Source organism: Nocardia brevicatena NBRC 12119, assembly GCF_000308495.1.
Classification (GTDB): Bacteria; Actinomycetota; Actinomycetes; order Mycobacteriales; family Mycobacteriaceae; genus Nocardia; species Nocardia brevicatena.
Genome location: NZ_BAFU01000044.1, coordinates 175,993 through 192,889, shown reverse-complemented (window position 1 = coordinate 192,889; position 16,897 = coordinate 175,993). Strand labels below are relative to the sequence as shown.

Below are 16,897 nucleotides of genomic sequence, written 5' to 3'. Positions count from 1 at the left end.
GTCACCGTGCCGCCTCGACCCCTTCGACCGCGCCGCTCGCCGAGCTTGTGGTCGTGACGGGTCGAGAGTGCGGACCCGGCAGGTTCAGCGTTCGACCCGCTTCCGCAAGCCGGTCAGCGTATGGTCCACCAGCCCTTTGATGACTCGATCGCGGATGAAGCCGGGTAGTGGCAGATTATGGTGGATGGTCAGCCGGTATGTGACCGAGGTAGTGTCCGGGCCGGCTTCGTCGAGCCGGTAGCGGCCTTCCTGACCGGTCTGCAGGCGACCGTGCACCATCGACCAACTCATGCCGTTGTCGTCGTGGTGGTAGGCAAGGGTGTAGGTGTCGGTACCGACCGGTGCCGATGCCTTGAACCGGGCGGTCAGCGGCAGGCCGGTCTGTTCCTCTGCCTCGAGCACGTCGGCTTCGACGATCTCGGGAATCCACTCCGGCTGGCTTTTCACGTCGCGGATCGTCGCGAGGACCCGCGCCGCCGGAGCATGCACGCGCACGGTCTTGGTGGCGCTGTCAGTGGGCATGGTCGTCGTCCCCGTAGTAGCCGAGCCGGAGCAGGCCGGTGATCTCGCTGATCAGCGGCATCCGCGGATTGGTGCGGTTGCTCAAGTCCTGAAAAGCGGTTATCGCCAATTCCGGGAGTGCCGCGACGAATTCGTTCTCGGGGACGCCGATCTCACGAAGTGTGCCTGGCACCGCGAGCCGTTCGAGCAGGTCTCGCACGCCCTGGAACAGTCGGCGGCGGCATTCCTCGGGTTCGTGTCCGCCGAAGACGATCCGGCCGAGTTGGGCGTACTTCTCGGGCGCGACGTAGGCCGAGTAGCCGGGGGCGGGCATGAACTTGGTCGGCAGGCCGGCGTTGTAGCGCAACGTGTGTGGTAAGAAGACGCCGTTCACGCGACCGTGGGCGATACCGAACCGCGCGCCGACGGCATGCGCCAGAGCGTGATTGGTGCCGACGAAGGCGTTCGAGAACGCCAGGCCGGCCAGCGTGGCGGCATTGGACATGTCGGTGCGGGCGGCCAGATCGTGCGGGTCGTCGTAAGCGCGGGGGAGCGCCTCGAAGATCAGCCGCGCGGCCTGCACACAAAAGGCGTCGGTGTAGGGGGAGGCGAAGACCGAGGCCAGGGCTTCGAGCGCGTGGGTGAGAGCGTCGACGCCGGTGTCGACGGTCAGGGTGCGCGGCATGGAAACGGTGAGCAGCGGGTCCACGATCGCCATATCGGGCACCAGGGAGTAGTCGACCAGGGTCTCCTTGCGATCGCCCACGGTCAGCACCGCCGCGGGCGAGACCTCCGAACCGGTGCCCGCGGTGGTCGGCACCGCCACCAAGCGCACCTTGTGCGGGTCCTGGGGGTAGTCGGCCATGCGCTTGCGGGGATCGAGGAACGGCAGCGTGAGGTCCGCGAGATTCATCTCCGGGTGCTCGTAGAACAGGCGGATCGCCTTCGCGGCGTCGATCACCGATCCGCCGCCCGCGGCGATGAGCACATCGGGCTCGAACGCCTCGAGCAGCGCGACGCCGCGGCGGATGGTGGCCTCGCCCGGCTCCGGCTCGACCTCGCCGAACGTCTTGACGTGCCGAGCACGCAGTTTGCCGCGGAACTCCTCCACCACGCCGCGCTGTTCACTCAGCGCGTCGGTAACGATCACCACGCTGCCGCACTCGATATCGCGCAGGTTGTCCAGTGCACCCGCGTTGAAGAATGTGTTGGACGGAACCCGGAACCACTGCGGCGGGCTGCGCCGGTAGGACACCGTCTTGATATTCAGCAGCTGTTCGTAGTTGACGTTCTCGGTGGTGTTCGAGCCGCCCCAGGTGCCGCAGCCCAGGGAGAAGGTCGGGGTGAGATTGTTGTAGATCCCGCCGAGCGCTCCCACCGCCGTAGGCGCGTTGACCAGGATGCGCCCGGTACGCACGGCCAGACTGTAGGCGTCGACGACGGCCGGGTCGTGCGCATAGACGGCCGAGGTGTGTCCCAGGCCGCCGTGTTCGGTGACCAGGACCGCGGCATCGATACCGTGCTGAACGTCACGGGCCCGCACCAGCCCGAGCACGGGCATCAGCTTCTCTCGCACCAGCGGATGCTCGGCGAGCCGGTCGAGGTCGGAGGGCAGTGGCGCGAGCAGCACCTTGACCGAGGGGTCCACGGTGAATCCCGCGCGGGTGGCCAGGTCGGGCGCTTGCCGGCCGAGGGCCTCGAGATTGGCCCTGTCGCCACACCCGAAGGTGAAATCGGCGAGCGCCTCGGTTTGCTCCTCGGTGAGCAGATACGCGCCCATCCGCTCGAATTCGGCGACGGTGGCGTCGTAGATCGCGTTGTCGATGATGCAGGTCTGTTCGGCGGGACAGATCACCGACGCGTCGAAGGTCTTGGAGATGAGGATATCGACGACGGCGGCCTTGATGTCGGCCGTGCGATGCAGGTAGACGGGCGCGTTGCCGGGTCCGACGCCGAGCGCGGGTTTTCCGGCCGCATTGGCCAAGGCGACGATCTTCTGGCCGCCGGTCACCCAGATGAAATCGACCCCGGGATGTTTGAACAGATAATGGGTCACCTCATGGGCGGCGTCCGGGACGACCTGCAACGCGCCCGCGGGCATACCCGCCGACTCGGCCGCCGCACGCAGGATCTCGATGGTGCGCTCGCATGAGCGGACGGCGAACGGTGAGGGCCGGAAGAGGACTGCGTTGCGCGTCTTCGCCGCGACGATCGCCTTGTACAGCACGGTGGAGGTCGGGTTGGTGACCGGGGTGACGGCCAATACCACGCCGATCGGTTCGGCGACCCGCACGATACTGCGCTCGACGTCCTCGTCGATGACCCCCACCGACTTCTTGTCGCGCAGGTAGTCGTAGAGGAATTCGGTGGCGACGTAGTTCTTCACCACCTTGTCCTCGAAGACGCCGAAACCGGTCTCCTCGATGGCGACCCGCGCCAGTTCGGCGGCCGACCGGATCCCGGCGCGTGCCATCGCCGCCACGATCGCGTCGACCTGCCGCTGGTCGAGCTCTCGGAATGCCTTCGCCGCGGCTGTCGCCGTGTCGACCATCGCGTCCACCTCGTGGTAGCGGGAGATGCCGGTACCGTCCGGCGCAATGGTGTCGGCGGTAACGGCGTCACCGCTGCGATTCGCGGCTCGAGAGGCTGGGTCGATCCGAGTATTGGCCACGAGATCTCCTCACCTGGAGGTGCCGGTGTCCTCGGTCTCCGAGACACCTGTTCGTGACGGTACCCCCGCTCTGCGGCGTTGACTGGGGTCTTTGTGCCCTGCTATCGGCCCTTGCCATCGACCCGGAGGCGGGGCCGGCGCTACCCCGGTGTGCCACCGTCAGGCGCCGGCTCCGCCCAGGATGCCCAAGACCTCATCCGAGAGGAAGAAGGGTTCGAGCCGTTCGCGAATCAGGCCCTCCAGCACACCGTTTCGCTTGGCCGCCTCCACCACGGCGGGTCCGTAGCGCAGGATCTCGGCGGTGATGTCCTCGCCGCCGAGGCCGAGTTCGCCGAGCATGGCGGCGAGGGTGTGGTCGCCGTATTTGTCGCAGAACACCTGGACGCATTCGTCGACGAGCAGACCGAAGTATTCCTTCTCGCGGGTGGTTACCGCGATCCGGTAGCAGATCTCGACGAGTTCGCGCAGGTCCTGTTGGGTGAGGTAGTCGCGCAGCCCGCTGACGGGTTCGCCGGCGTGCAGATCCCAGAACTCCATGGAGGCCTCGTGCACGGGGGCCTCGCGCAGCATCTCCCGGATGGCGTTGTTGGTGCGGCGCAGCGCGTACATGGCCCCTTTGCCGGCGATATCGCCGATGATGGCATTGCTTTCGGCGGCCTTGCGGGCCCGCTCGGCGGCAGACTGGCCGAGTGACATGAGCGCACCCATACCGGGGACCTTCTCGGCACGCCGGCGGTTGGCCTCCACGAAATCGCCGACCAGTTTGTCCACGAATTTGGAGGCGACAGTGGCGACCAGGGGACTGTCGGTGAGCCGGTCCAGGATGCGTTCCTGGGTCCGGTGCATACCGAAGATCTTCTCCAGCAGCGCCTCCACCGGTTCCCGTTCGACGACCTCGCCGAGGGTGTAGTCGTCGTTGGCGGCGGTGTGGTCGTAGATGGCGTCGGCGAACACACCGACCACATCGGCGATGACGCTGCTGCCGCCGATCCGGTCGACCACCGTGGCGACGGTTTCCCGGGCCTGGTCGACCCGCACCACCTCACCGAAACCGATGGTGTCGGCGACACCGAGAACGGCGGCCACATCACGGGCGACGACCTCGGCGAAACGGTCGCCGCTCACCTCGGACAGCAGGTATTTCACCTGGGTGTCGAGGAGGCGTTCGGCGATGACCCGGGCCTGCTCCGGTGTCGGCGTGAGTGTTGGTTCTGTCATCGGGTCCACCTATCCTGCCGGGCCCGCCAGGACCGGACCGGTCGCTCATTCGGCGCGATCGCCGCGCACCGATTTCCGGATCTGATCCAGACGCTCCCGCGCGGCCCTCTCGCGCGCCTCCCATTGTTCATCGGCGCCGCGGCCCGCCGGAGTCCGGCGGTCGAGCTCGCTCATCCCCTGCGCGGTGCCGAAGCGCTGCTCGACCTTATCCCGAACCGACTCGAAGGTCGGCACACCGCCGGAGGTATAGCCGCCGATATCACCGCCACTGGGGTCAGCCGCCTGCATTTCGGCCGAAAAATCCCCTCCCACCTGCGGGGATATCCCTTCACCAGAAGGACCTCGATAGCCGGGACGCGGTGCGGTGTCAGGGATCACACCGGTATCCGAACCGATCGCGCCGGTCTGGGCGAGAAGTCGGGTAACCACCTCGTACACCTCCGCCAACCCCGGGCGGCCGGAGGTGACCACGCTCAGTACGGTGAGCAGTTGATCGTCGGGCAATGCCGCCAGCCGGGCCGCCAACTCGCCCGGATCTGTGCTGGGTTCGCTCATACTGTGTCCTTTCGCGGTATGAGCGGGCGCCCTCCGTGATCACGCTGTGCTACCGCCTCCGGGCGCTGACCGCTCATACCACCCAGGCTACGCAGCGCCGGGAGACCGAAGAGCGTCGTCCGTGAGCGGTGGGGCGTCAGATGATCTCGTTCTCCTTCGCCCACTCGGCGATCGCCGCGGCCCACTCCGTCATGGCCATACCGATAATGTCGTTGTGCCCGGCCCCGGGATACACCATGAGTCGTTTCGGCTCGGGAGCGGCCGCGTAGAGACGCTCGGCATGGCGGAGCGGGATCAGTTCGTCCCGGTCGCCGTGCATGATCAGCAGCGGCACCGTCAGCGACGGGATACGGCGCAGGCTCGGATAGGCGTCGGGGATGGCGGGCGCGGGCAGGAACGGATACAGCCCACGGGCCGTGGCGCGCAGACCGGTGAAAGTGGACATAAGGACGAGGCCGGCGGGCGGATGCGCCAGGGCCAGTTCCAGCATGACCGCGCCACCGAGGGATTTCCCCAGGTAGACGATGCGGTCCGGATCGACGCCCGGCCGGTCGAGCAGCGACCGCCGGGCGGCGCGGGCGTCCAGGGCGGTCCCGGGTTCGGACGGGCGGCCGGTACTGCGGCCGTAACCGCGGTAGTCGAAGGCCAGGACGTCGAACCCGGCGGCATTGAGCAGGGCGTAGACCGGAACTCGGTCGCCGATATTGCCCGCGTTCCCGTGTGCGAACAGGATGTGGCCGACCGGCTGTTTCGCGCGCACCCACCAGGCGTGCAGGGTCTGGCCGTCGGTGGTCGGGATGGACAGTTCGGTGTAGTCCAGCCCGAGCACCGTCGGCGTCTGCTCGATCCGGCGCGTCGGCTGATAGGCGAGCGCGTACAGGACCGGCCGGGCCGGATGGCCCGGCCGCCAGGACCTCCCGGCAGGCGTGGTCAAGAGCGCAGCACCGCGCCGACCGTCTCCGCCGCGGCGGCCACCGCGGCGTCGCGGGCGGCGCTCGCCTCGTCTTCGGTGAGGGTGCGGTCGGGGGCCCGGAAGCGCAGCGCGTAGGTGAGGGATTTGCGGCCCTCCCCGGCCTGAGCGCCCTCGTAGACGTCGAACAGGGCGATATCCTCGAGAAGCTCGCCGCCGCCGGAGCGCAGCGCCGACTCCACGGCCGCGGCGGGAATCCCGCGGTCGACGCTCACCGAGACATCCTGCAGGACGGCCGGGAACGGCGATACCATCGGCGCCGGTCGGGAATCCCGCAGCGGGAGTGCGTCCAGGTTCAGTTCCAGCGCGCAGGTGCGCGGCGGCAGACCGGATCGCTCCAGCACGGCCGGATGCAGTTCACCGGCATGACCGACCACGGACCCGTCGACCACCAGCTCGGCGCAGCGGCCCGGATGCCACGGCAGATACCTGCCGGCACGGCGTTCGATCCGCACACCCGCGGCCGCACCGACGACATCGGCGAGCGCGAAGGCATCGGCGGCCTCGGCCTGCCGGCCCGGTCCCCACGGTCCGCGCGGCTCCCGGCGTCCGGTGAACACCGCCGCGACGTGCACCGGCTGCTCCGGCAGCGACGCCAGCAGCGCGGTCACCTCCTCATCGGTGGGACGCCGGTCCACCGGCAGCGGGTCGACCGGCCCGGTCTCGGGCCCGGGGAGCACCACCTGCGCGATCCCGTAGAGCGACAGATCGCGGGCGCCGCGCGAGATATTGCGGGCCGCCACCTCCAACATGCCGGGTAGCAGAGTGGTGGCCAGTTCGGCCCGGTCCACGTCGAGGGGGTTGAGCACCCGGGTGGTGGTGCGGCGCGGATCGCCGGCGTCGAGGCCCCATACGTCGAAGACGTCGGTGGGCAGGAACACCGGCGGTGGCACCTCCACGCAGCCGGCGAAGGCCAGCGCCCGGCTCACCGCGCGGTGCCGCCGCTGCTCCGGGGACAGGCCACGGCCGGCGGGGGCGGCGGGCAGCACCAGCGGAATCTGCTCGAGGCCCTCCAGCCGCAGCACCTCCTCCACCAGGTCGGCGGGCCAGGCGAGGTCGGGCCGCCAGCTGGGCGGGGTGACCACCAGCTGCGCGTGACCCGTGGCCTCGTTCACCCCCACATCTACCTGACAGCCGATCTGGGTGAGCCGACGCGCCGACGTCCCGGTCGGGTAGACGACACCGGCTACCTTGTCGGCGTGGTCGATATCCATCCGAATCGGCGCCGGCGCGGGCAGGTCCACCCGGAAATCGGTGAGCGCCGGCTCCACGGTGCCGCCGGCGATCTCGGCCAGCAGGGCGGCGGCGCGGTCCAGGGCGGCCAGGTTGAGTTCCGGGTCGACCACGCGCTCGTAGCGTTTGCTCGCCTCGGAGACAAGTTTGTGCCGCCGGGCGGTGCGATAGATGAGCAGCGGGTTCCAAGTGGCCGCCTCCAGCACCACATCGGTGGTGTCGGCGCCGACCTCGGTGCTCGCACCGCCCATCACCCCGGCCAGGGAGATCACGCCGGAATCGTCGGCGATCACCACGTCCTCCGGGTCGAGGACGCGTTCGGTGTCGTCGAGGGTGCGCAACTTCTCCCCCGCCTGCGCCCGCCGCACCACCAGACCGCCGGACAGTTTCGCCGCGTCGAAGGCGTGCAGCGGCTGGCCCAGCTCCAGCATCACGTAGTTGGTGACGTCCACCGCCGGCGAGATCGGCCGCACCCCGGCCAGCAGCAACCGCCGCTGCAGCCACCACGGGCTCACCGCGTGGGGGTCGATGCCGGTCACCCGGCGTATCCCGAACCGGGTGCACTGCGATTCCTCCGCCACCCGCAGTGGCCAGGCCTCGGCCGCGTCGTTCGGCAGAACGCGAACCGCGGGATCGGCGTAGTCGAGGTCGAAACCGCAGGCCAGCTCCCGGGCCAGACCGCGCAGCGAAAAGCAGTAGCCGCGATCGGGGGTGATATTGAGTTCGATGACGGTGTCGTCGAGGCCGAGCAACTCGTTGGCGTCGGTGCCGGGCTCGGCGGTGCCGGGTTCCAGCACCAGGATGCCGGAGTGCTCCTTGCCGATCCCGAGTTCGGCGACCGAGCAGATCATGCCGTTCGAGATATGCCCGTAGGTTTTGCGCGAGGAGATGGCGAACCCGCCGGGCAGCACACCGCCCGGCAACACCACGACCACCAGGTCGTCCACGGTGAAGTTCGTGGCTCCGCAGACGATCTCCTGCGGTTCCGGTTTGCCGATATCGACCTTGCAGAACCGGATCGGCTTCTTGAACTCGGTGAGCTCGGTGATCTCGGCGACCCGCCCGACCACCAGCGGATACTCGATATCCCCGGTCACCGGCCGCAGCGTGTCGACCTCCTCGACCTCCAGCCCGACCCGGACGAAACCGGCATCGAGTTCCTCCGGAGTCACCGACCAGTCGGGGGTGGTGCGCCGGATGAGTTCGGTCAGCCAGGACTGCGCTACTCGCACTTGTCGTATCGCTCTCTAGTCGAAACGGTCAGGACCGGATACCGAAGGGCTGGGTGAACCGCACGTCACCCTCGACGATGTCGCGCATATCGGGGATACCGTTGCGGAACTGCAGGGTGCGCTCCAGGCCCATACCGAACGCGAAACCGCTGTACTCGTCGGGGTCGATACCGCTGGCGATCAACACCTTGGGGTTGACCATGCCGCAGCCGCCCCATTCCACCCAGCCGGCACCGCCCTTCTTGTCCGGGAACCACACGTCGACCTCGGCGGAGGGCTCGGTGAAGGGGAAGTAGTTCGGACGGATCCGGGTGCGGGTCTCGGGACCGAACAGGGCCCGGGCAAAAGCATCGAGGGTCCCGCGCAGATGCGCCATGGTCAGGCCCTTGTCGACGGCCAGGCCTTCCACCTGGGAGAACACCGGGGTATGGGTGGCGTCGAGTTCGTCGGTGCGGAAGGTGCGCCCGGGGCAGACCACATAGATCGGCAGCTCCCGCGACAGCATGGACCGCACCTGCACCGGGGAGGTGTGGGTGCGCAGCACCTGCCGGGAACCCTCCGGGGCGATATGGAAGGTGTCCTGCATGGTGCGGGCGGGATGGTCGGGCAGGAAGTTGAGTGCGTCGAAGTTGAAGTGCTCGGTCTCCACCTCCGGGCCCTCGGCGACCTCCCAGCCCATCCCGACGAAGACGTCCGCGATCTGCTCGGAGATCACCGTGATCGGATGCCGCGCGCCGACCGGGGCCCGGTTGGCGGGCAGGGTGACGTCGATGGTCTCGGCGACCAGCACCGCGGCGTCGCGTTCGGCGAGCAGTACAGCGTGTCGCGCCTCGAACGCCTCCGAGATCCGTTTGCGGGCGACATTCACCCGTTTCCCCGCCTCGGCCTTCTCCGATTTCGGCAGCGAACCCAGCGCGCGCTGGGCCAGAGCCACCGGTGATTTGCCGCCCATGTGCTCGGTTTTCGCGACCGCGAGCGCGTCCAGATCGACGGCGGCGGCGAACGCTTTCTCGGCGGCGGCCGCTGCCGCGGCCAGGGCCTCCTCGGTGAGTGCGGGCGCCTGCCCGGCAGCGTGGCGCGCCTCGTCGGCGCGGTTGTGTGCGACTGCCTCGTTGTCGGCCACGGTCGTTCGTCACTCCCTGGGGATCGGTTTCGCGGACCCGGCTTGTCCGCCTGCCCATATTGCTGCTGGTCGAATCGTATTCGATGCGCCGTCGGCGATTCACGCGGATATCACCGGACGCACGACAGGGACGTGCCGGCGGCGAGCCGGTAGAGTCGCCCGGTGATGAGGAGAGCCCCCACCACCACGACGACACCGGCCGGGTATCGGGTCCGCGACTTCGCGGTCTGGCTGCTACCGCTGTTGGCGACGGCAGTCACCGCGGTGTGCCTGGGGGTGCCGATCGGGCCGTTCGAGAAGATCAGCGGCGGCTATATCGACCTCGAGGTCTATCGGTTGGGCGTCGAGGAATGGCGCTCGGGCGGGAACCTGTACGGGGAACTGCCGAAGACCGGGATCGGGATCAGCCTGCCGTTCATCTATCCGCCGTTCGCGGCATTGGCGCTCGGGGCGTTCGCGATGGTGTCGTGGTCGGTCTCGGTGGTCGCCTATCTGGTGACGTCGGTGGGGGCACTGGCCCTCACCCTGTATCTGGTGGCCCGGCGGCTGTGGCCGGAAACCGGCCGGACGTGGACCGCGCTGCTGATGTGCGCGACCGCCACACCGCTGGCGCTGTTGCTCGAGCCGGTATCCGCCACCCTGGACTTCGGCCAGGTCAACCTGGTGCTGATGGGTCTTGTCGCGGCCGACTGTCTGACCCGGAACCCCCGCTGGCCGCGCGGCATGCTGATCGGTATCGCCGCGGCGGTCAAACTGACCCCGGCCGCGTTCGTGCTGTTCTTCCTCGTTCGCCGCGACTACCGGGCGGCCGTGACCGCCGCGGTGAGCGGGGCGGCGGCAACGCTGGTGGGATTCGTGGTGTTGCCGGACGAGTCCGTGCGGTACTGGTTCGGCGGGTTCGGCAATGCCGGCGGTCTGAGCGGTTCGGCCTTCCACACCAACCAGTCGTTCCAGGCCGTGCTGGCGCGGCTGGAGATCACCGGGACCGCGGCCACCGCGCTGTGGTTGGTGCTCAGCGCCGCGCTGGTCGCGCTCGCGGTGGTGGCCATGCGGCGGGCCGGGACGCCGCCGGTGATCGCGCTCGCGGTCAACGCGATGGTCGCGCTGCTGGTGTCGCCGATTTCCTGGTCGCATCACTGGGTGTGGGTGGCGCCCGCGATCCTGGCCATGATCGGCTACGCGATCCGGCAACCGTGGCGGGACGGGCTGCGCTGGTATATCGCGGCAGCGCTCACGATTGCGGTGTTCATCGCGGCCCCACACAGTTATCTGCCCGGTGAGGACAACCGGGAACTCGACTGGACACCGATCCAGCAGGTGATCGGCAATACATATGTCTGGTTCGGTCTGCTGCTCGTCGTGTTCGTGGCCGTCGCCGCTCGACGCTCGACCACCGAGGAACCCGGTACCGCACCCGAACCGGACAACGCCCTGGTCGGCAGCCGCGACCAGTAGCCATCGCATCTCCTTCCGGTTCGGTTTCGAGATCGCCGATGCGCGTGTCCCGGCCCACCGAGGCACGCGCCCGGGAATGTGCCCGACGGACTCCCGGCACGGACCGAGCGGCGGCGCGCCCACCGGGAGCACCCCGCCGCTCGGTCTCCGCCGCTAGGCTGCGCGTCGGCCCGGTACCAGCAGCGAGATCAGGGCGCCGATCGCGACGATCGCCGAGCCGACCCCTACCGCGGGCACCAGGCCCGCCACATAGCTCTGCGGATCCGTATAGGCCCCGTAGGAGGCGAATACCGAGGTCAGTACCGCGATACCCATGGCCACACCGACCTCGCGGATGGTGTTGTTGGTGCCCGAGGCGATGGACCGGTCCGCTTCGGGGGCGCTCGCCATCACCACGGTGGCCAGTGGCGCGAAGGTGAGGCCCATGCCGATCCCGCCGATCAGCATCGGGGCGACGAACGATCCGTAATCGATATCGGCGGTGGTGATCGCGGCCATCCAGGCCAGGCCCACCGCCAGCAGGGTCTGGCCGGTCGCCAGCAGCGCCCGCGCACCGATCCGGTCGATCACCAGACCCGCCAGTGGCGCGACCACCATGGGCGCCATGGTCCACGGCATGGTGCGGACACCGGATTCGAACGGACTGTAACCCTGTACCACCTGGAAGAACTGGGCCAGCAGGAAGATCGACCCGAACACACCGACGGAGAACGCGAAGGCCACCACATTGGCCACCCCGAAGGCCCGCACCCGGAACAGCCGCATCGGCAGCATGGGTGCGGCGGTCCGCAGTTCCCAGCCGATCAAGGTGGCCGACAGCACGGCGCCGCCGATGAGAGCGGCGAGGACGCCCCGGGAGGTCCAGCCGTCGTCGGCGCCGTGCACGATCCCCCACACCACGGCCAGCACGCCACCGGACGCCAACACCAGGCCGAGCGGATCCAGCCGCCGGCCGGAGCCCCGGGAATCCCGCAACGCCCACACCACGAGCGGCAGCACCAGCAGTCCGATCGGAACGTTCACCCAGAAGATCCACTGCCAGCTCAGCCCGTCGACCACGGCCCCGCCGAGCAGCGGACCGAGCGCCACTCCGAGACCGGAGATACCGCCCCAGATACCGATGGCGGCGCTGCGCAACCGCTGCGGGACCGCGTCTGTCAGCAGGGTCAGCGAGAGCGGCATCACCGCGGCGGCGCCGAAGCCCTGGATCACACGGGCGGCGACCAGCATCCCGGGGTCGGTGGCCAGCGCGCAGGCCGCGGAGGCGAGGGTGAACAGTGCGATACCGCCCAGGAAGATCCGCCTGCGGCCCATCCGGTCGCCGAGCGCGGACGCGGTGAGCAGCAGCGAGGCGAACGAGAGCGTATAGGCGTTCACAAACCATTGGAGGTCGCTGAGCGAGGCGCCCAGCTCCGTGCGGATCACCGGGAGCGCATTGGTGACCACCAGGTTGTCGAGGGTGACCATGAACATCGGTATGCCGACGGCGGCGAGGACGGCGGCGAGCGGCCGGCGCGGCGCGTGACCGCCCCGAGCCCGCGGGGTATCGGCCTCGGACGACCGGATGGAGGTGTCAGGCGGGGGCACGGGGATCGAGATGAGGGTGTCGGCCATGTCCAGTCCTTGTTGTAATTGACTGATAACTAATGCAGCCGAGCGTATGCATTGACTGATAACATGTCAAGAGACCGAGCAGAAGGAGGACGATGGCCGAGGTGACCAGGACCCGGATGACCGCGGGCGAACGCGGTGAGCAGGTATTGGCAGCGGCGGTATCCGCGTTCGCCGAATCCGGCTACGCCGCCACCCGCACCGATGAGATCGCCCGCCGGGCGGGGGTCTCCCAGCCGTATGTGATCCGGCTCTTCGGCTCCAAACAAGCCCTGTTCCTGGCCGCGCTCGGACGGGTGTGCGACCGGATCGAGCAGGTCTTCACCGAGGCCGCGCGATCGGCCGGCGACAAAGAACCGCTGGACGCTCTCGGGCATGCCTACGAGGTCTTCCTGACCGAAAGCGATTTACTCCAGTTGCTGCTGCACGGTTTCGCCGCGGCGCGGGTCCCCGAGATCGGTCCGGTCGTGCGGGAACGCTACGGAAGAATCTATCGACTGGTCCGGGAACTCACCGATGCGTCGGTCACCGATACCCGACGTTTCATGGCGAGCGGGATGCTGCTCACGGTCATGGCCGCACTCCAGGTCGTCGGACCCGAGGCCGTTCCCGCCGACTGGGCCGGCGAACTCCTGGAGAACCTGGGCGACTATGGCGACTGAACCGAGACACACCCCCGCCCGGTCATCGATCCCGAAAGCGGATTCGCGCGTTCGCGTACAAGCATATGGCGGCCGCGGTGGCCAGGTTGAGACTCTCGGCACGCCCCCGGATGGGAATTCGGACCCGATGGTCGGCCCGGGCCGCCACCTCCGGGTCGAGCCCGTGGGCCTCGTTGCCGAACAGCCAGGCGACCGGGCCGGCGAACAGATCGTCGGCATCGCCGAGATCGACCTCACCGTCGGCGGCGGTGGCCACAGTGGTGATACCCGCGGCCCGGATGGCGTCGAGTACGCCGGAGGTATCGCGGTCACGAGCGACCGGGACATGGAAGAGGCTGCCCGCGCAGGAGCGCACGCATTTGCCGTTGTGCGGGTCGACACTGTCACCGGCCAGTATCACGGCGTCCGCGCCGACCGCGTCGACCACCCGGATGAGCGCGCCCGCGTTGCCGGGATCGGCGATGGCGACGGGAACGGCAAGTATGCGCGGCACGTCCCGCTCATCCGTCCGAGCGGGAAGAATCCGCTCCAGCGGCACATCGACGAGCTCACAGACCGCGACGAGCCCCGGCGGGGTGACGGTCTCCCCCAGCGCCTGCGCCGCCCGCTCGGAGATCAGGGTCGTGCGCACACCGTCCGCCACGGCGTCCGCGATCAGCTCGTGCTCCCGGGCCGCGCCTTCGGCGGAATAGAACAGTTCCCGGACCCGGCCCGTTTCCAACGCCGCGGCGACGGAGTTCGCGCCCTCGGCGAGGAACAGCCCGGCCCGTTTGCGCGACGCCCCGCGATGCAGCTTCACAGCGGAAACGACCCGCGGATTGCGCTCGGAGAGCGCCTCCGCGGGTCGTTTCGAATACTGCTCGCGCCAGGCCGTTCGAGAGTCCGACACCGTTACCGGATCAGGCGGCCGGGGCGTTGACGTCCTCCGGCAGAGCGGCCTTGGCGACGGCGACGAGGCCGGCGAACGCCTGCGGATCGGAGACCGCGAGTTCGGCGAGGTTCTTGCGGTCGACCTCCACGCCGGCGGCCTTCAGGCCCTGCACGAAACGGTTGTAGGTGATGTCGTTGGCGCGGGCCGCGGCATTGATCCGGGCGATCCACAGCTTGCGGAAATCACCCTTGCGCGCCCGCCGGTCCCGGTAGGCATAGGCGAGCGAGTGCAGCTGCTGCTCCTTGGCCTTACGGTACAGCCGGGAGCGCTGCCCGCGGTAGCCCTTGGAGGCCTCGAGGATGGAACGGCGCTTCTTCTGAGCGTTGACGGCCCTTTTGACGCGTGCCACTGGTCAGTCCTGTTCGATCTTGGGGGCGCCGATGCGCCCGAAGTGGTCGTTGGAGAAGGTATCGAGCCCGGAGGGTCAGATACCCAGCAGCTTCTTCACCCGACGAACGTCGGCGGCAGCGACCGCCTCCGTGCCTTCCAGACGACGAGTCCGGCGGGTGGGCTTGTGCTCGAACAGGTGCCGACGGTTGGCCTGCTGACGGCGCAGCTTGCCCTTACCGGACACCTTGAATCGCTTCGAAGCGCCGCTGTGGCTCTTCATCTTGGGCATGGAGGATTACCTCAATCTGTTTCGTGCCCGCGCAGCGGCGGACCGGATGTGCTGATCGGTGTTATCCGCGGTGGCCCGCGGTACTGCGGTGACGCGCTTGTGCGTTACTGCTTCGGGCCGGGCCGCGGCGCACCACCGGGTTGCGCGACAGCGGACGAGCCGGGCTGTACGCCACCCGAACCGGCTCGGTCCCCGCCGGACTCCGGTCGGGCGACCGAGTCCTGCTGGGCCTTGGCCCGGGTCTTCGCGCCCTTGTGGGGGGCGAGGACCATCGTCATATTCCGGCCGTCCTGCTTGGCCGAGGTCTCGACGAAACCCAATTCCGCGACATCGGAGGCGAGTCGCTGCAACAGCCGGAAACCGAGTTCGGGCCGGGACTGTTCGCGCCCCCGGAACATGATCGTGACCTTGACCTTGGAACCGGCTTCCAGGAAGCGCACCACATTGCGCTTCTTGGTCTCGTAGTCGTGGTCGTCGATCTTGGGACGGAGCTTCTGCTCCTTGATCACGGTCTGGACCTGGTTCTTCCGGGACTCGCGCGCCTTCTGCGCGGTCTCGTACTTGAACTTGCCGTAGTCCATGATCTTGCAGACCGGCGGTCTGGCATCCGGGGCCACCTCGACCAGATCGAGGTCGGCTTCGAGGGCGACGCGTAGTGCATCTTCAACACGCACGATCCCAACCTGCTCACCGCCGGGTCCGATGAGCCGGACTTCGGGAACGCGGATGCGATCGTTGATGCGGGTCTCAGTGCTGATGGGGCCTCCTAGGTCTAGCGGTGTCGGTGACGACCGCAGGAAATGAACCCCTTGTTCAACACAAAAACCCCGCCGCGATATTTCATCGCGAGCGAGGCCCGATGTCGACCGATCCACCCGGACGCTGTGCCCGGGCCCCCGATCCCCAGGATCGGGAGGCCCGCCGCCAGGACGGGTGACCGGACCGTTTGACCAGGTGATCACTCACCGGCAACGGTGGGAGTCGGGCTCCACTTGTCTGCCCAGGGCAAGCCCCCGGGACGGTCGTCAGCGGACAGTCTAGCATTCACCGCGGCCATCGCCGAATCGCCCACGATCCCGAAGCGGCCGTGCGGAAAGTCGTTTGCCGCAACCGTTTCGACCTGCCAGGCTGCCGCGGATGAGCTCTCGACGTGACCTGCTGCACTGGCAGTTCGATTTCACCTGGTCGCTGGCGCGGCTGCATCTGGAGACGCTGACCGACGACGATACGCACTGGACTCCGGCCGACCTGTGTTGGACGGTACACCGCGGCGACGACGGCCGCTGGCGACCGGACTGGGCCGATACCGAACCCGATCCGGTTCCCGTCCCCACCATCGGCTGGCTCACCTGGCACATCATCTGGTGGTGGGGAGCCGCCATCGACCATGCCGAGGGCCGGACCCCGCCCCACCGCACGGCGGTGTACTGGCCGGGCGATGCGGCGGCCACCCTGGCCCGTCTCGCCGAACTCCGCACCGCCTGGCTCGCCGTACTGGACCGCTGCGGAGATACCGAACTGGACTCGCCCTCGGCCCATCCCTGGCCCGCCGACGCCGGGCTGACCCTCGCCCACCAGGCCGCCTGGGTGAACGGCGAACTGATGAAGAACACCGCGGAAATCGGGCAGCTGCGACTGCTGCGCGCCGCGACCACCGGCTGAGCCACCGGACGGATCGGGCCGGGCCCGCCCTCCGGCCCGAGGACATGATGGACGCGCCGCCGAGGGCTCGGCGGGCAGGCCCTAGCCTTGTTGCTCATGACCGAACAGCCCGACGGCAACGTGCGCGAATTGGCCGATATCCCCGCGGTGGAGGTGATCAGCCGAGCGGCGGTGATGCTGATGAGTTCGGCCGCGGAGAAGCTGGGGCTGGCCGACGACGACCCCGAGACCAGCACCGTCCGGGACCTCGACGAAGCGCGCCGAGTGATCACCGCGCTCGCCGGCCTGATCACGGCGTCGGTGGAATACCTGGGACCGCACGCCGGCCCCCTACGAGAGGGCCTGCAGTCGTTGCAGCGCGCCTTCCGCGAGGCATCCGCCCATCCGGACGAACCGGGCAAGGGGCCGGGCGAAAAGTACACCGGGCCGGTCTACTGAGCGCTGCGGGCCGGTT

At 68.6% G+C, this 16,897-nt stretch carries 16 protein-coding genes; 4 read left to right on the top strand and 12 right to left on the bottom strand.

Going from position 1 to position 16,897, the window contains the following annotated elements; genetic code table 11:
• Positions 1 to 84: 84 nt before the first annotated feature.
• From ON20_RS09530 to pheS, 7 genes are all read right to left on the bottom strand, one after another.
• On the bottom strand, positions 85 to 522 hold the full coding sequence (locus tag ON20_RS09530; RefSeq protein ID WP_040834646.1) for an SRPBCC family protein: 438 nt from the start codon (positions 520 to 522) through the stop codon (positions 85 to 87).
• Positions 512 to 3,100 carry a bifunctional acetaldehyde-CoA/alcohol dehydrogenase gene (gene adhE, locus ON20_RS09525; RefSeq protein ID WP_281032859.1) on the bottom strand — a complete coding sequence of 863 codons (2,589 nt, stop codon included), beginning with the start codon at positions 3,098 to 3,100 and terminating at the stop codon, positions 512 to 514. The genes ON20_RS09530 and adhE overlap by 11 nt, the downstream gene beginning before the upstream one ends.
• Before the next feature lie 231 nt (positions 3,101 to 3,331).
• Positions 3,332 to 4,390: a hypothetical protein gene (locus tag ON20_RS09520; RefSeq protein ID WP_040834644.1), complete on the bottom strand. Its 1,059-nt coding sequence runs from the start codon at positions 4,388 to 4,390 to the stop codon at positions 3,332 to 3,334.
• Between the two features lie 45 nt (positions 4,391 to 4,435).
• Positions 4,436 to 4,945 (bottom strand): hypothetical protein, encoded by a 510-nt coding sequence (locus tag ON20_RS38660; RefSeq protein ID WP_040834643.1) that lies wholly within the window; start codon positions 4,943 to 4,945, stop codon positions 4,436 to 4,438.
• Positions 4,946 to 5,081: 136 nt separating this feature from the next.
• Positions 5,082 to 5,879 carry an alpha/beta hydrolase gene (locus ON20_RS09510; protein ID WP_051161998.1) on the bottom strand — a complete coding sequence of 266 codons (798 nt, stop codon included), beginning with the start codon at positions 5,877 to 5,879 and terminating at the stop codon, positions 5,082 to 5,084.
• Positions 5,876 to 8,380 carry a phenylalanine--tRNA ligase subunit beta gene (pheT, locus tag ON20_RS09505; protein ID WP_040834642.1) on the bottom strand — a complete coding sequence of 835 codons (2,505 nt, stop codon included), beginning with the start codon at positions 8,378 to 8,380 and terminating at the stop codon, positions 5,876 to 5,878. The genes ON20_RS09510 and pheT overlap by 4 nt, the downstream gene beginning before the upstream one ends.
• A 28-nt stretch (positions 8,381 to 8,408) precedes the next feature.
• Positions 8,409 to 9,503 carry a phenylalanine--tRNA ligase subunit alpha gene (gene pheS / locus ON20_RS09500; protein ID WP_040834641.1) on the bottom strand — a complete coding sequence of 365 codons (1,095 nt, stop codon included), beginning with the start codon at positions 9,501 to 9,503 and terminating at the stop codon, positions 8,409 to 8,411.
• 165 nt (positions 9,504 to 9,668) lie between these two features.
• Between pheS and ON20_RS09495 the strand changes: the two genes are divergently transcribed.
• Positions 9,669 to 10,958: a glycosyltransferase 87 family protein gene (locus tag ON20_RS09495; protein ID WP_083864783.1), complete on the top strand. Its 1,290-nt coding sequence runs from the start codon at positions 9,669 to 9,671 to the stop codon at positions 10,956 to 10,958.
• A gap of 153 nt (positions 10,959 to 11,111) precedes the next feature.
• Here the strand turns inward: ON20_RS09495 and ON20_RS09490 are convergent, their stop codons facing one another.
• Entirely contained in the window at positions 11,112 to 12,572 is a 1,461-nt protein-coding gene (locus tag ON20_RS09490) for a DHA2 family efflux MFS transporter permease subunit (RefSeq protein WP_245547134.1), read from the bottom strand.
• A gap of 92 nt (positions 12,573 to 12,664) precedes the next feature.
• Here ON20_RS09490 and ON20_RS09485 point away from each other — a divergent pair, with 92 nt between their 5' ends.
• Positions 12,665 to 13,231, top strand: a complete 567-nt coding sequence (locus ON20_RS09485; RefSeq protein WP_083864782.1) for a TetR/AcrR family transcriptional regulator — start codon at positions 12,665 to 12,667, stop codon at positions 13,229 to 13,231.
• 22 nt (positions 13,232 to 13,253) lie between these two features.
• Here ON20_RS09485 and ON20_RS09480 read toward each other — a convergent pair whose 3' ends face one another.
• From ON20_RS09480 to infC, 4 genes are all read right to left on the bottom strand, one after another.
• Positions 13,254 to 14,120: a TrmH family RNA methyltransferase gene (locus ON20_RS09480; protein WP_051161996.1), complete on the bottom strand. Its 867-nt coding sequence runs from the start codon at positions 14,118 to 14,120 to the stop codon at positions 13,254 to 13,256.
• 10 nt (positions 14,121 to 14,130) lie between these two features.
• Positions 14,131 to 14,511, bottom strand: coding sequence for a 50S ribosomal protein L20 (gene rplT / locus ON20_RS09475; RefSeq protein WP_040834640.1), 381 nt, complete (start codon positions 14,509 to 14,511; stop codon positions 14,131 to 14,133).
• Between the two features lie 75 nt (positions 14,512 to 14,586).
• A complete protein-coding gene (rpmI, locus tag ON20_RS09470) occupies positions 14,587 to 14,781 on the bottom strand; it encodes a 50S ribosomal protein L35 (RefSeq protein WP_040834639.1) in 195 nt (64 codons plus the stop codon).
• 104 nt (positions 14,782 to 14,885) lie between these two features.
• Positions 14,886 to 15,578, bottom strand: coding sequence for a translation initiation factor IF-3 (infC, locus tag ON20_RS09465; protein ID WP_245547145.1), 693 nt, complete (start codon positions 15,576 to 15,578; stop codon positions 14,886 to 14,888).
• Positions 15,579 to 15,918: 340 nt separating this feature from the next.
• Here infC and ON20_RS09460 point away from each other — a divergent pair, with 340 nt between their 5' ends.
• Both ON20_RS09460 and ON20_RS09455 read left to right on the top strand, forming a co-directional pair.
• Positions 15,919 to 16,443 carry a DinB family protein gene (locus ON20_RS09460; protein WP_040834638.1) on the top strand — a complete coding sequence of 175 codons (525 nt, stop codon included), beginning with the start codon at positions 15,919 to 15,921 and terminating at the stop codon, positions 16,441 to 16,443.
• A gap of 96 nt (positions 16,444 to 16,539) precedes the next feature.
• The gene (locus ON20_RS09455) at positions 16,540 to 16,881 is read left to right on the top strand and encodes a DUF1844 domain-containing protein (protein WP_040834637.1); all 342 of its coding nucleotides are present in this window, start codon (positions 16,540 to 16,542) and stop codon (positions 16,879 to 16,881) included.
• The last annotated feature ends 16 nt before the right edge of the window (positions 16,882 to 16,897 follow it).